We start from the raw sequence: 14,654 nt of genomic DNA, 5'->3' as shown, positions 1-14,654 counted from the left end.
ATCAGTATTACCTACTGACACCGTTTTACCGAGCCTTTGCAGCTCATTTGAAACGTACTGACATAGCGTTGATTTAGATACGCCACCTTTCGTATTAAAGAAGATTATGTGTTTTTGAGTCATTGTAATTATCTCTAAAGAAGACATATCTTCATATTAGTACATACCAAAAGTAAACACAAATAGTAAACACAAAAAGTAAATACTATTGGTATTTACTTTTTACTCTTGAAGGTGTAACCTGTATGTATTGAATCAAATTAAAGAGAACACCATGGCAAACGTTGGATTAGCGCGAGTATCAACTAAAGAGCAAAGCTTGGAGGCTCAAATTAAGCAGTTAGAAAGCGAGGGGTGTATTCGAATATTCTCAGCCAAACAGAGCGGCAAGAGTGGGGAACACAAGAACACGCTTAACGAAATGATAGAATTTATCAGGGCAGGGGATACGGTCTTAGTGACTAAGCTCGACCGCCTAGGTCGATCACTCAATATCATTCTTGATACAATCAGACGCATACAAAAGAAAGGCGCTCAACTAAGAACGCTCGATGGACAAATCAATACCGAATCTGACGAAGCTATGCAAAAAGCAATGACTCAAATGATAGCTGTCTTTGCTGAACTTGAGCACTCAATTATTGTAGATCGCCTTCAAACGGGTCGACAGGTATCTGGAAAAAAAGGGGGACGGTCAAAGGTACTAACAAGCGAGCAAGTCGAAGAAGTTATTAATGCCCACAAAAAGGGCACTTCCATTCGACAACTTGCACTTCAGTACAATACGAGCAGACCAACTATTGGTCGAGTCGTGAAGGACACATACAACAAATAACAACAAGCACTCACTAAAAAACTAAAACTATAAAGGTGATGAAATGGACAGCAGTAAGCAGGAATTTGGTTTTTCACTCAAAAACAAAATCAACATACTAGAAGTAATTAACTCGCCAGAACCGAAGCTGGATTTTGTTATCGATGGATTACTTGCTGGGACAGTTGGTTCAATAATTGCTCCAGGCGCGACTGGTAAAAGCTACTTTGCGTTAAGCCTACTTTCAGACTTAACAACAGGAAACGACTCGCTCGGACTAGGCATTCAAGAAACGCAGCAGAAATGCATTTATTTGACTATAGAAGACCCAGTCGAGGTTCTAAAACACAGGATTCACAACCTAGGAAAGCATTTAGATAGTGCGGCACGAGAAAAAATAGCAGCAAGGTTACATATAGAAAGTCAGAGCGGGTCAATCCTACACCTTGTTGATCATGCTGGCGATTACGATATGGTTCTAGTTGAGCAAATGTGCGAGGCTTTCGCAGGAACAAGATTAGTGATCTTAGATACGCTGCGCCGCTTTCATGGCGGAAATGAGAATGACAGCGGACACATGTCGACACTTATCTCAACTTTTGAGTACATAGCAAAACGAAGCGGTGCCGCAATACTCTTTCTTCATCACACAAACAAAACCAGCACAATGAATGGCTCTGGTTTAGATCAGTCAGCATCCCGTGGCTCTGGTTCATTGACTGACAATATACGATGCCAAATCAATCTTTCAATAATGCCTCAGAAAATCGCAGACAAATACAAGCTCAGCGATAAAGAGCGCAGGCGTTTTGTACAAGTAGCAACACCAAAAGCTAACTACCAGGAAAACAATGGCGTCCATTGGTTGAAGCGAGTAGACGGTGGCATTCTAAAAAAGCACACTTTTGATAAACAGCCGATGCCAAGGGGGAAACGTGACAGACGTTAGTTTTCCTGCTGCGAGAAATCATCCTGTTTTACACGCAGCACCAACCTTTAGACCAGTCGCCAAGGGTAGAAGGCGAAAAGGCTTAGAGCGCACTTATGAAACACCTAACGGAACACTAATAACAAAAATGTTCCATGAGCTTGATGTAGCCGATCAGGATTTGCTTTTGTGCGTTCTGGCAATTGCTCGAAGTGAGCTGCACCGTGAGGCAGTAGATCAAGACGACAAGATACTTGAGGCTTTAAAGATAGATCTGAGGGGAGACTCTATCAATGGGAAGGAGGCTTTCACGCTCTTAGAGCTTCCAGCATTAAAAATATCACTAACAAGATATGAGTTACTCAAAGAACTTCAACGTTCTACATTGGGAGGCAAAGATTACAATTGGCTTATGTCAAGTTTAGGCAGACTAGCGTCTGTTAGCTTCGAATACGATGGTGCACGATGGTCTGGTTCCTTTAACCTGCTTTCTTATCGACTAAATAAAGATACTGAGCAGTATGATATTTTTATCAACCCTATCTCAGCGCACTCTGTTTGGTCTCAAAAAGCAAACTACATCTTTGTCCAGCGTAAGGAGAGACACTCGCTTGAACTTGGTGCGGCAAGGTTACTGCACAGCTATCTGAGCGGTGTGATTCGGATTGGTGAAACTCGGGTGTTGGCTATAGAAACGGTTATCAATGCCGTATTTGCTAATTATGATGACGCTATAAAGGCAAGCACATCGAGAAATCAGCAAAAGCAGATTGTCGATTCATGCAAAGAAATATCAATCAAACTAGACAAGTGGCAGTTAGAAGTTTTTGGTCGAGGCAAAAAAGCAAAAATTAAGGTATCTCGGACTAAGTAATAACAAAGTACTGGGATATCGAGGACAAAGTACTGGGATATCGAGGACAAAGCACTGGGATATCGAGGACAAACAAAACTAGGGAAAGTGACGTTATGTTACTAAAAATAAAGAGGTTTATTAGGTTTTTCTTTTAAGCCTCTATATATCTCTATAGATATCTATAAACGCTCTGCTTTGTTTATCGATAAATCGACAAAACAGAGCGCAAAAAAAGAGCGCTTTCACTGTCGTGAAAATGCCCAATAGTTTCCCATTCTAAATATCTTTATAAGCTTCGCTTTTCTCTGTACCCAATTTCTCTAAGCGCTTCACGGACTCTTTTCATACTAAGGTAGATTTTATCTGCCGCATCTTCGCTTAGTTCGCCTACGTTAGATATTGATGACTGTAACAGATCTAATTGCTCGCAAGAGAGTGCAATATTTTTGGAAAGGTGCGTTTTTTGAACATCTGCCTTGACCTTTGCAAACCACTTTAAGTATTGATTTACATCTTTCTCAGACAAGCACATGTCATTAATCATTGAGTCGCTCACGAAGTCGCTAGGCTCACCAAGAAGAAGGTCGTCTTTCTTAATTGATACCAATGGCTGATTAACGCTACGCTTTTTGTCTTTATCGTAGATTACTCGATAGAGCGCATAAGAGTGCTTTCTTGCTTTAAACATCATAGGCGATACTCGCTTATCCAATAGTTTTCCCCATAGACGCAGCGATGAATTGAATGTACAGCTCTTTCATTGTGTCTGAGAAGAAGATGTTAGCGAAAAACGGGACAGTGTAAAGAACAAGAAATATGAACGCAACTGCCAACAGCGTAGTAACAAACATTAAAAACAGCTCTTTGATGTTTAAAAATAAGGTCTTTAAGTGATTCATAATAACTGCTCCTTTTGGGGTCTCATAACCTACTCCTTTATAGTACCAAAAAACCAAAGCATGCGCCATTTTTTTATAAAAAAAGTGACGCATGCGTCTGTTTGTATGTGATTTCCGTCCATTTAATTGTGTTTATCTCATCAGCGCAAAGGGTTCGATCCAATTTAGGCACCGATAGGCACTAAATAAAAAACCTAGATAAAGAAATCGAACGAAGTGAATCAAACACTAGAACATTAACTACTTAATTTACAAAAATAAATTATTTATATATAAAATTCAGTATCTTAAGGTCACAGGCCCAAAACATGCTTGCGCATTTACGCTAGCATTGGTAGTATTTTATTAAGGGCTTAGACATCCCTTACGTCCATAATTTCATGCGAATAATTAGTGCTAAAATTGAATTTTAGCGCTTTTTTTTGTTTTTCGTGTAGCGCTATTCATGTAAAATAGAGTTATAAGGAAAGGATAAACGCATGAATAAAAACAATAATAAAGCGTTATCGGCAATTCTAGTTTTGGCACTATTTCTATCGCCAAGTACAGCACTAGCTGCTGATTCAACTGCACAAGCATTCATCGAACGAGTGCTAAATTACGAAATTAATCTTGACCCGATGGAAGGGAATGTTGACTACTTCCACCTATGGTTAAGCTACGTTTTTGGCACTTTCATCTTTGAACCATGGACTGGCGAAAGCGGCACGATCTCAATACTTTCATACACAATCGGTGTAGTGAATGTTGTTGCACTGATCTTTATTGCAGTCACAGGTGTCTACACCATGGTTGCAGGAGCACTAAATACCGCTCACTCAGGAGAGGTGTTGGGTAAGGGGTGGTCTTCATTATGGCTACCTATCCGAACTTTCATGGGGGTAGGGCTTTTAATGCCAGTCCCAGGCATCGGAGGCGGCATATTGAGCCTTGTTCAGGTGTCGATGATCTGGCTAATTATATTTGGCTCAAATGCGGCTTCAGTGCTGTGGGAAGACACTTCCGAGCACCTTGCAAACGAGCCAATGCTAGAAATACCTGCAACAAATACCATTTTTACTCATCACAGCTCACTAGTTACCTCAATGCTTTGTCTTAACTATAAAGCAACACTAGCTAAAGCAAACAAAGGCGATGATGGCAAAAGAGGGGGTATTTATCACCTCGCAACAGTGAGGTATAGAGACATTGACTCAGTTGCAACAAATGGAATGCATCAAGAGCACAGTGCACCTATTCTGGCTAATATCACACAAAGTACGACATCAACATTCGACCAAAAGCTGTTAGATATCTCTCCTCTAACTACTTTTATAGCGGACGATAAGCGTGACATTATCGCAATTGAATTCGCTGAAGACTGCGGTTCATTAACAAACCTTGAAATCAAGTCAACCATCAAGGGAGTTGATTTGTTCGCTTCTGACACAACAAAAGCACTCATGACGGCTGCTCAAAATACAAAAGAGAAGTTTACTCGAAGTGTAATACCAAACGCTTTGCACTCAGCTTTCTCTCAAGCTCAAGAGATAATGCATCTTGATAACGGTAATGTTACGAGAGCAATCAACTCTCTGCATGACCAATATCGAGATCAAGGAGCATCAAGTGACAGCGTGTCAGAAGTCGTTGGTAAAATAGCTCACATTGCAGATTCATTTAGAAAATCCGCAATTTACCTTGATGACAACATAACCTTTCATCTAAAAAATGAACTCATCGAACAAGTAAATGACATTGAAAAAGAGTTAGCAAAAGAGATGTACTCCCAAGGAGGCTGGACTGGAGCAGGACTTTGGTTTACTCGAGTGTCGACTGGTAAGACTATGATCGATTCAACAAAGCTCGATCAGTCAATTACAGGGATTTCAAGTACATCGCTTTGCGAAGTCGACAAGGAGTTTATTTCATCAATCGTAACTTCACTACGAAAATGCAATACGATGAAAAGAGAGTACATAGCTTCTTTAGAAATACTATCAAACATTGTTGCTTACCAGAATGGAGCGGGGCTAATTCCTGGCGCAGACGCTTTGGAGCCACAGGGACGCTTTAATTCAATCAATAATCTTTTAGATGGATGTGCGATCGGTGGAAGTGATTGTACGCTCACTGATGGCAACTCAGGTGAAGCAACAACGGCTGTTGCTGTAGATCTTCTTAACGCCATTCTTTCTGGAACGGGGGATTCAGTTAATGGCGGTTTTATGTCAGTAGACGAACTGCAAAACCCATTTTCAACTTTGCAAAACCTTGGTAATCGCTCCAACTCGATAGCGAACTATCTTGTAGGAGCTGCCATCGGTATGTTCGTTCTTGAGGCTGGTGCGCAAGTTACTTCAGCAATCCCATTTTTAGGCGGTGTAGGTGTGGCAGCTGGTGCAATTGTTGGGGTTATGGCAAAAATTCTACTTCCAGTCATTGTCTACCTGTACTCGATCGGATTTACACTCTCCTATGTAGTCCCTTTCTTGCCAATAATAGCTTGGGTCAACATGACGGTTGGATACTTGATCACAGTAATTGAAGCAACTGTTGCCGCACCATTGGCTGCCGCTCAGATGATTCTTCCTGAAGGGGAAGGTATTTTGGGCACGAGACTAGAGCGCTCAATGCAGTTACTAATCACTGTATTACTCAAACCAATTTTAATGGTCATTGGATTACTCACAGTGCTTATGACTGCATCAATTGCATTCTCGATTTTTAATCGATTTTTCTGGGAATCAGCTGTATTAAACCTCACGGGGTCAGTGTTTGATATCTTTGCACTTATAGCTATTTACACAGCCACAGCTCTAGGCATCACTAAGCTAATGGTTAGCGTTATGTACACATTGCCTACACACATTTTGGAGTGGTTTGCGGCTGGCGTAGGAAACCGAGCATTTGGCGAGTCTGATGTGGCGGGAACGATGGAAAACATCACAGCTAACATGAAAGGTGAAACCAACAAAGTCGGATCAGCTGCGGCTGGTGTGGCTAGTAAAGGTTTCTCTAGGCTTGAAAGTAAAGGTGCTGAGGTTCGAGCCAAATTAGAAGACAACCGCTCAAAAGACAAAATTAGTAACGAATAACAATAACAATAAAGGAATTAATTATGAACAGACATTCAACAGCAGTTATTACAGCATCGGTTAGTGCTCTAGCTGTAGTTGCAGCTCATGGCTTCAGCCAAAGCAAGCAAGAAACTATCGATGAAGGCAAAGTCAGTGACATTCTATCGAAGTTAGACAAGAGCGATGATCATATCTACTCAAAGAGCTTGCTTTCAATGCTTGCTGAAGATGGCGAAGTTTCAGAAATCAATATTGATGAAGTTTTCGCTTCTTCTTCACTTCCTGACGCTGACGGTCGCATGGTTCCCATGGTCGATTTTCAGCTAGGCAATGCTACCAACAGTAGCATTTGCAACACCTGCAATGCGTGTCATGCAGATTGCCACAGCAGCCGATCTTGGCGCTAACACTTGCAATAAAAAAGACCCTTATAGGGTCTTTTTTATTGGATAAATTAAAGACGAAAACGTCCTGTATCTTTATCTTCTCTAATTCTAGTGATGTCATCAGGCAAAAACATCACTTCATCTATCAAGTGTATTTTAACAGAGTGAGTGTGCTCAACATACATTTTTAAAGAAAATGCTCCCAACAAATATGATGCGGATATAGTAAGAAGCAATGCCATCAAAATCATAACCTTATGACCAACACTTAACTTTTCTTTGTCAACGCGCTTTATAAAGGCTTTTGATGCATTCTTTATACTCCTCACCGACTCTTTCTCCGCATTCTTAGTGGCTGAAATAGACTTTACAACTTGAGCCTCTAGTTTTTTAACGTTTGACTCAACTGCTTTATAATCAGAGATTATCTTATTAATCTCTTGCAGCCCTTTGTTGTTTGACTGGATTTTATTAGTCGCCTCAGTGGCATTTTTTAACTCATCGGTTAGCTCTACAACCTCTAGAAATAAAACCTCTAATTGTTCACTAGTCATAGTTTTACCTCGCGCTTGTTAGTATGTCATGCGCAGGAGATATACTATTAATCATCAAATGCTGGGCAGCTCTTTTGTTGAACTCTTTCTTTAGTAGTTCTTTGCACTTTAAGTGGTTGCCTTCAGCTTTTTCATTTAAAGCCGCACTCTTGTAATCGATATCCTCAGCTAATTCAGTAACCAACTTCTTCTTAGTCATCGCATCTTTAAAAATTCGGCTATAGCTAAGTGTGACATAATGACGCTTATTAAAATCAGGTATAAAACTTTCTACATTTGCAAAAAAACTCTCATGCTGTTTTTCTAAAGAAGACTCGTTGTCATCCATAATGACAAAGTAAATGTCTGGGCAGTGCTCTACTAGTGCAGCGTAGGCTTTTAAAGCATTTACTTCCGCTGTTCTGTCGTGAGCAACTGGAATGACTACCCGCTCGATCTGATCGAACATTTGGTGCTCTGTCATAGCCTTGATGGTTGCAGTAAGACTATCCGCACCTACATCAATGACGAGGTTATCTAGTGTGTTTAAATGAACAAATAGCTCATCAAAGTCCTCTTTAGTTAGTGTGATGACATCTTCAAACTTATCGCGGTAAGTGCTTTGTGTCCGATTAAGTTCATCAATCTCTACTATTGTAGTTTGCTTGCTTTTTGGTGCTGCTATAACCTCTCTTGCGACCAAACTCTTACCGCAACCGCCCTTGCCGTTAAATACTAAAATTCTCATAATCAACTCCGTTATTATTATTGTTATTTGAATTGAATTTCACCATCGGTTAGTACCGAATTGGCACTTTTATTTATACTATTTTCGTGTTGCTTGCATAATTCTTCTGGTTGGGTTTGAAATGAGTCATCAGATTTATTTTCGAGAGCTTTTCTTTTTGAAAAGCCTAATCGCTCTTGACAATATGTTCTTAATGTTTGTTCATTTACCTTTAGTCCTAAGTGATCATAAAGCACCTTTGCAATGATTCTGTAAGACACACCCTTATCCTTAAATACTAGCAACTCCTCCTTTATCAAGTCTAGTTTTGCAGAGACCGTTTCCTTCTTAGTCTCCATGATTAATTCACCACTAACTACCTTATTTACAATATCTTTTAGTGTGTTTCTATTTTGCTCAATAGATTCGTCAGACGGTAGTTTTGTTTTCTTACCTTTCATAAGTACCACTTTATTGTTGTTTTTATTGTTTGCTTTAATTTAAGTATACCAACTTTAATAAGACGCAACAAACACTTGCAACCCCATAACTCTATAATGCTATTATAGAGTTATGGAGACCATAGGCACGTCAGCCATTGTAAACAAATTATTTTACGCTACGCTCCAAAAATTTATTAACAATGGCTCGTGCTTTAGGGTAAACCCTAAAAACCCATTTGTACCTTACCCGCTCCATGTCGGTACAATAATAAAAGGCATACGCATGAACAATAATAAAAACAAAAATGCAGTCATATCATTCCGTTGCACAGAAGAAGAATACTTAGATATTTTATTAAAAATATCTGATGAAAATGGAAAGCAAGTGATGAGCGCAGGAGCGTTCTCAAGAGCAGCAACATTGGCAGGACATGTCACCATTGTTGATAGCGAAGTTGAGCGCTACAAAGCCTACATATCTGGCAACATTGCGAACAACATGAACCAAATAGCTTATCGCCTAAACAGCGATAATCTGGCTGGCATTTTGTCTGAAAAAACCTACCTAGAAAGCCTCCATGAGTTGAAGAAAATTCGTGAAGAACTGACGACACTTTTAGATCCAGTAAGGTAAGGAAGCAAACATGTTAATTCGAATTAGTCAGAGCAGCAGTGGAATAGAACACTACTTTGAGACGGGCAAAAAAGCGGGTCGCGAACATCATCGAGACAACCTCGACAAGAGAGTCCATTTGAGCGGTGACTTAGATGCGTTTAGTCGGGCAACAAAGTACTCAAGAAAACACAAAGACTGGAAAAGCCATTACTGGCACATCACGGTGTCATTTGCAGCAGAGAACAATCAGATTGATGACCTAACGTTAAAAGCCATAAACGAGGAAATGATGGCTTATTACTTCTGTGCTCACGATACAAAGAACATCATACACGCAGCTGAGGTGCACAAGCCAATAATTCAATCATCACTCAACAGAGCAACAGGTGAGCACGAGCAACGTCTATTGCATTTCCACAATGCAATTGCAAAGTACGATCCTGTCACGGGTAATCAAATTAGAATGATTCCGTTCAACAAGAAAGCAGACAAATCATTCCAAAGTTACCTGTGTGAAAAGTATGGACTGGTAGACCCAGCCACTCGAAAAAGAGATGTTGCGTACTCTAAGCGCGACATCATTGCGAAATGGAAAGGCGATCCAGACACAGCAAAACAAACAAAGGTTTCAGATTTAAGAAAGCTATTCGCTCAACTTACTAGAGATGCTAAGACCATTAGCGAAGTAAGAGATATCGTCATGAGCACCGAATTAGCAACTAATGTTGTTTTCAAGAACCAAAAGTCTGGAAATAAGTATCTGCAAGTCAAAGTAGCAGGCGCTCGTAATATTAACCTTCGAGGCAAAGGCTTTGAGCACCTATCTGAACTTTACTATGGTACAGATAGCACTCTTAGCCGCACCAACAAACCAAGCGATGTCGATGCTCACGAGGCGCACAAAGAGTGGTGGTTAAAAGAACAAGCGAAGCGTTCACCACAGAAGAAATACGATCCATCGCCTGCTCGAAAAAAGTACGTCAATTACTACAAGACACACAGCTTAGAGCAGCGTATTTACTTTGTTATCTATCGCTCGAACATCAAAGAAAAGATGATCAACGGATACAAGATATTTGAGAACAATAATGAGCGTCATCTAGTGAACAACGACCTTGGTGTTAAAATTTTTGATAAACCAAATGAAGTTGCATTGAGGCTACCACGCGATAGAGAAGCAAGGGAGCGAGCTGTCCAGCTAGCCCTACAGATAGCAATCGACAAGGGATGGGATCTGGACAAACTTAATATCAGTGGCTCATTTGAGTTTAAGAAAGAAGTAGCCAAACAAATACAGAGCATCAAACAAGCCAACGGATTAAGTAACCAATTAAATAGTGAAACTAGCGGTGTAGACCTAATTCCTGAAAAAGAGGGGACTTTGAATGCTTTTGACCAGGCGATTAATGACATTGCAGATGCTTCACATAAAAAGCTGACAAAAGACGAGATCTCAAAACTGAAATCACAACTTAGTGCGCATAGAGTTCTCAATTACGCGGTACATAAATATGCCTTACTCGACAGGCACTTTGTCGTCACGGACGACAACAAAATCAAAGACACTCGAACCCGAGCTAAACCACGAAACGTTATCGATTTCATGACAAAAACGTGCAATGTAAAAATTGCAGATGCGATACCTGAATTAAACCAACTCTATGCTACACAGACAGCTGAGTTGCGCGCTGAGAGCGGAATACGCATAGAAGACACCAAACAACCAGCCCTACAGTCTGCTGAGGCCGTAAGAACCCCACTGGAGAATGCTAATGACAAAAACAAGAACAAAAACGAAAAAGAGAAGAGCGAGCCAGCAAAAAGAAGAGCATCACGAAGACGTGAAAGCTCAGAACTTGGGATGTAAAGGGAGTTATCACCCAACATTAGGTGTAGCTGTAATTGCTGCTGAAGAATACAAAAAAAGAGGGGGGTAGATACATACAGTAATACAGTATGTTACGAGCGCACTCAAAGAAAAGTGAGACCAAGATGCTGTTTATAAACACTATATTTCGGTAAGCGCCAGTTGATCGATTTGAGATTTTAGTCGATACTAAACGCCAGATGTGACAAAACCTGCTTTGGCGAGCAGGTTTTGTCGAAATACATACAGGTTTAGCGACCGTTTTAGTATGTTCTTTCATGATAGACATTTCATTTAAGAACTTCAAGTATGTAATTCATCGGCTTGTTTGGAATCAAGATGTTTTGGACAAGCGATGCATCCCGCTACCGATCAAGGGATACCTGAGGTAGTCAGCGAACGAATCAAACCCGAAATGACGTAATAGGTCACAATGCTACAGCTGCTAGGCATTGAGTAAGGCTAAATGATAATACGGTTTGATGTGTGCCACTGAGGTGGAAGTCTTGAAGCTCTGCAAATGAGATTGAGGCTCTAACGGCACAGCGTAGGGCAGCCCGAAAGGGAGAGAAAACCCATAAGGTTAAGCGCGAAATGAACCTGATACTGAATCAATTTTTATTGAAAATCGGTAGGGGTTCGGCGTAGCCGAAAGGGGGTTAGTGCTCTCCTCTTTACACTTAACTCTAGAACTCTTTTGCATTCTTCTTATTGAAGCTCCTTAACTTCATCTCTACGTCAATGAGCACTATGTTTTCAAAGTAACTTATGAATGTTGGGAAGTTATTGGTTCCTTTAAGGTAGTGCTTTTGAGCTTCAATAATCTCATTCTTAAGTAAATCCATCGCTTGATCGTCATACATAAAGTCATCTTGACTCTGTATGTTGTTTAACAGTGCCCAGAGTCGGATTGTTTGATTATTGATTGTTATAGATGTGCGATTTTGAGTTGCAGGGTGAGTATAAGAGATTTTCATGCGCGCCTCAGTAATGAGTTAATATTAACTCCACATTAAGGCGCGCTAAACTTCAAGTCAAGGTGGTTTTAGTCCACCTCCTTTTCTATTTCTACTGCGTTTTCAAAAATCTCATCTAGCAATACTGCATAGGCACGACCCTCAGTGCTATACAATTTCTTCAGCATCATCATATTCACAATCCAATCGAGCCTGCCTATTCCCAAAGTCGATTATTCTCATCGCATCCTGAGCAAATTTTGGTGTAATGCGCTCGTGTAAGAACAGCTCAGGATAGTAATGCTGTAACTTACTTGCCATCGTGTAACTGTAATTGTCTGCTTCGTGAGCAATAAAGAACACCATATCATCAAGAAAGCGAGGGGATATCGATATCAAAGTGTCGATATCCTCACTTCCAAACGACTCTCTGTGCTGATATTCGGAGTGTGGTATGGTTCCACCCTCTACAAAAAGACATAAGACTTCTTTGTTGTCTATGGCGAGATCTTCCTCACTCATGTACATCTCAACCATGTAGAAGTCTGGATGACTTTCTGGCCTGTATATAAAGCCAACTACGTGTTTTTTTGCATTGTGCAATTTTACGTGGTGACGTTTTGCGTATTCTAAAGCTTCTTTTATATTCATTATTATTCTCGCTCTATGTACGTTTGTTTTATGTAGGGAGTGTGCATGCACAAAACCAAAACCTTAGAGTTCTGGGCATTTCTGTGTAATATGCCCAAAACTGTTAAGTTGTGTGCATGCGGTTAGCGCCAAGATCGGCTACTGTGGCAATCTGCATGACACGCATTGCAGGTGTTGCAAATGCTACTGTTGGCAGCATTACCTAGCTGAAAATCGACCATGGGAACCATGCGACCGTCAGCGTCAGGAAGTGAAGAAGAAGCGAAAACTTCATCAATATTGATTTCTGAAACTTCGCCATCTTCAGCAAGCATTGAAAGCAAGCTCTTTGAGTAGATGTGCTCATCGCTCTTGTCTAACTTTGACAGAATGTCACTGACTTTGCCTTCATCGATAGTTTCTTGCTTGCTTTGGCTGAAGCCATGAGCTGCAACTACAGCTAGAGCACTAACTGATGCTGTAATGACTGCTGTTGAATGTCTGTTCATAATACTATCCTTCTTATTATTATTAGTATCTTTTAACTTATTGTAACACCAAGTGTTAGGGCTCTAGCCTGATGTCTTTTTGAGCAATCTAATAAATTGAGCTTTCGTTATTAGGTTGCTGACTGCTAGACGATAAAGATCTTCGTGTGATAAAGTAAACATATTAGATAACTCCGTTATTGTTATTTAATGAAAAACTCCGTGAGACCCTCTTTCGACCGCCATCGTTAGGGGGTTTTTGTTACTCCATTATAGTACATACTATTAGCATTTACTACTTGTAAATACTAATAAGGTTTACCATTGGTACTTACTTGTTTGAGTACCTTTCCTTAATGCAGTCTGCAAGCATGCCTGTGTTGTAAGTACCTTGCCATCCGTACACTGAATCAACAACGCCGCGCTCCCAAGATCCTGGTCTATCAAAGCCTGTTGAGATTGAGTAAGCTGCTTCTTTTAAGAGCAGTCGAACTCCTGGGGCAAAGTCGTTTTTTGATTTATCAAAAATCTCATCTTCGGTGTAGCGTTCTTCAATATGCAGACCGAAGGCTAGTGCTTCCAGCTGAGCAAACGTTACTTCATCTAACTCAATCACTAACTTTCTTGTTTTCGTTGTCATCATAGACTCCCCTGTGTGTTACTTGTTTTTTAGTTTATCTACTTCAGCTTTTACTAAATCAAGGTACAACTCTCTACTAGAGCGCTTACCAAGCTTCTTCATCATAAACTTAATTAGGGCATACTCGGCCACGTTGATTTTCATTGTGTGCATTCCAACACGAGGCATATCGATTACTTTTGACGAATCTGCAATTAGTTCAGCAAGCTCATCAAATGAGAGGTTATCAATCTCTGACTTTGCTTCTTTCCACGACCCAACGTGCTGCTTTCGATAATTTTCTTGGTATGCGTTTTGTTCATCTCTAAGTTGCCTCTTGGCTTCACCCATTGTAGTTATCGAATCTCGATTTATAGATGACTCGACAGGAGTTGGCAGAAAAGGTTTTTTCTTCTTGTTTAGCAAGCTCATAGAATCACCTCGTTAAGCAGTTTACTAATTTCACTTCTTGTCCTGGCTGTGTCTCTCCGCTCTGAAAAATCTTCTAGCAAAGGCATAAACCATTTTGTGTAAGAAAGCCCAAATTCTTCCAAGGCAAGCTTTCTATCCGCATGCGATTTCGCGTTCGGTCTAACTTGAGTAAACACAAACTTAGCACGGTCTTTTAGTTCCATTTCATTGAGCTTATGAAGCAAAAAAGGAACTTCATCTAAATCGTTTTTACCAGTCTTAATCGGCATCAAAATTTGGACGTTTGGCTCATCTGCTGCGGCTCGCAAAAGAGATACGTTATCTGAAGTAAATGCACCCGTCGTGTCGTACAGGCAGTATTCGGCATCATCATTCTCAATTGTCGTGACATGCACTTGCTG

The 14,654-nt window shown here is 40.4% G+C and carries 17 protein-coding genes; 7 read left to right on the top strand and 10 right to left on the bottom strand.

Going from position 1 to position 14,654, the window contains the following annotated elements:
* Positions 1-274: 274 nt before the first annotated feature.
* From AC6R1O_RS19640 to repC, 3 genes are read left to right on the top strand one after another with little or no spacing between them, the layout of a single operon-like run.
* Positions 275-835 (top strand): recombinase family protein, encoded by a 561-nt coding sequence (locus AC6R1O_RS19640; RefSeq protein ID WP_500657677.1) that lies wholly within the window; start codon positions 275-277, stop codon positions 833-835.
* Between the two features lie 43 nt (positions 836-878).
* Positions 879-1,763 (top strand): helicase RepA family protein, encoded by an 885-nt coding sequence (locus AC6R1O_RS19635; RefSeq protein WP_500657676.1) that lies wholly within the window; start codon positions 879-881, stop codon positions 1,761-1,763.
* On the top strand, positions 1,750-2,616 hold the full coding sequence (repC, locus tag AC6R1O_RS19630) for a replication protein C, IncQ-type (protein WP_500657674.1): 867 nt from the start codon (positions 1,750-1,752) through the stop codon (positions 2,614-2,616). Before AC6R1O_RS19635 ends, repC begins: the two co-directional genes overlap by 14 nt.
* 268 nt (positions 2,617-2,884) lie before the next feature.
* On the opposite strand, the gene AC6R1O_RS19625 is transcribed toward repC, so the two are convergent.
* Together AC6R1O_RS19625 and AC6R1O_RS19620 are read right to left on the bottom strand one after the other, a co-directional pair.
* A complete protein-coding gene (locus tag AC6R1O_RS19625; protein ID WP_500657673.1) occupies positions 2,885-3,289 on the bottom strand; it encodes a hypothetical protein in 405 nt (134 codons plus the stop codon).
* Between the two features lie 13 nt (positions 3,290-3,302).
* A complete protein-coding gene (locus AC6R1O_RS19620; protein ID WP_500657672.1) occupies positions 3,303-3,497 on the bottom strand; it encodes a hypothetical protein in 195 nt (64 codons plus the stop codon).
* A 479-nt stretch (positions 3,498-3,976) separates the two neighbouring features.
* Here AC6R1O_RS19620 and AC6R1O_RS19615 point away from each other — a divergent pair, with 479 nt between their 5' ends.
* Together AC6R1O_RS19615 and AC6R1O_RS19610 are read left to right on the top strand one after the other, a co-directional pair.
* Entirely contained in the window at positions 3,977-6,574 is a 2,598-nt protein-coding gene (locus tag AC6R1O_RS19615; RefSeq protein ID WP_500657671.1) for a DotA/TraY family protein, read from the top strand.
* A 23-nt stretch (positions 6,575-6,597) separates the two neighbouring features.
* On the top strand, positions 6,598-6,963 hold the full coding sequence (locus AC6R1O_RS19610) for a hypothetical protein (RefSeq protein ID WP_500657670.1): 366 nt from the start codon (positions 6,598-6,600) through the stop codon (positions 6,961-6,963).
* A 47-nt stretch (positions 6,964-7,010) separates the two neighbouring features.
* Here AC6R1O_RS19610 and AC6R1O_RS19605 read toward each other — a convergent pair whose 3' ends face one another.
* The 3 genes from AC6R1O_RS19605 to AC6R1O_RS19595 are packed head-to-tail and all read right to left on the bottom strand — an operon-like array spanning position 7,011 to position 8,663.
* Positions 7,011-7,496: a hypothetical protein gene (locus tag AC6R1O_RS19605; protein WP_500657669.1), complete on the bottom strand. Its 486-nt coding sequence runs from the start codon at positions 7,494-7,496 to the stop codon at positions 7,011-7,013.
* A gap of 4 nt (positions 7,497-7,500) precedes the next feature.
* A complete protein-coding gene (locus tag AC6R1O_RS19600; RefSeq protein ID WP_500657668.1) occupies positions 7,501-8,223 on the bottom strand; it encodes a P-loop NTPase family protein in 723 nt (240 codons plus the stop codon).
* Between the two features lie 23 nt (positions 8,224-8,246).
* Entirely contained in the window at positions 8,247-8,663 is a 417-nt protein-coding gene (locus AC6R1O_RS19595; protein ID WP_500657667.1) for a hypothetical protein, read from the bottom strand.
* 265 nt (positions 8,664-8,928) lie between these two features.
* On the opposite strand from AC6R1O_RS19595, the gene AC6R1O_RS19590 reads away from it, so the two are divergent.
* A complete protein-coding gene (locus tag AC6R1O_RS19590) occupies positions 8,929-9,279 on the top strand; it encodes a hypothetical protein (RefSeq protein ID WP_500657666.1) in 351 nt (116 codons plus the stop codon).
* A gap of 10 nt (positions 9,280-9,289) precedes the next feature.
* A complete protein-coding gene (locus AC6R1O_RS19585) occupies positions 9,290-11,128 on the top strand; it encodes an LPD7 domain-containing protein (protein ID WP_500657665.1) in 1,839 nt (612 codons plus the stop codon).
* Between the two features lie 1,124 nt (positions 11,129-12,252).
* On the opposite strand, the gene AC6R1O_RS19580 is transcribed toward AC6R1O_RS19585, so the two are convergent.
* The 5 genes from AC6R1O_RS19580 to AC6R1O_RS19560 form a co-directional block, all read right to left on the bottom strand.
* A complete protein-coding gene (locus AC6R1O_RS19580; protein WP_500657664.1) occupies positions 12,253-12,735 on the bottom strand; it encodes a hypothetical protein in 483 nt (160 codons plus the stop codon).
* A gap of 122 nt (positions 12,736-12,857) precedes the next feature.
* The gene (locus AC6R1O_RS19575; RefSeq protein WP_500657663.1) at positions 12,858-13,223 is read right to left on the bottom strand and encodes a hypothetical protein; all 366 of its coding nucleotides are present in this window, start codon (positions 13,221-13,223) and stop codon (positions 12,858-12,860) included.
* 310 nt (positions 13,224-13,533) lie between these two features.
* Positions 13,534-13,845, bottom strand: coding sequence for a hypothetical protein (locus AC6R1O_RS19570; RefSeq protein WP_500657662.1), 312 nt, complete (start codon positions 13,843-13,845; stop codon positions 13,534-13,536).
* A 15-nt stretch (positions 13,846-13,860) separates the two neighbouring features.
* Positions 13,861-14,253: a hypothetical protein gene (locus AC6R1O_RS19565; protein WP_500657660.1), complete on the bottom strand. Its 393-nt coding sequence runs from the start codon at positions 14,251-14,253 to the stop codon at positions 13,861-13,863.
* A partial coding sequence (locus AC6R1O_RS19560) for a ParA family protein (protein ID WP_500657659.1) occupies positions 14,250-14,654 on the bottom strand: 405 nt, incomplete at its 5' end. The genes AC6R1O_RS19565 and AC6R1O_RS19560, both read right to left, overlap by 4 nt.

This window comes from Vibrio sp. R11-SG3-ISO3-SZ (assembly GCF_059834345.1).
Note: the sequence above shows the minus strand (reverse complement) of the source record. Positions and strands in the feature narration are given on the sequence as shown.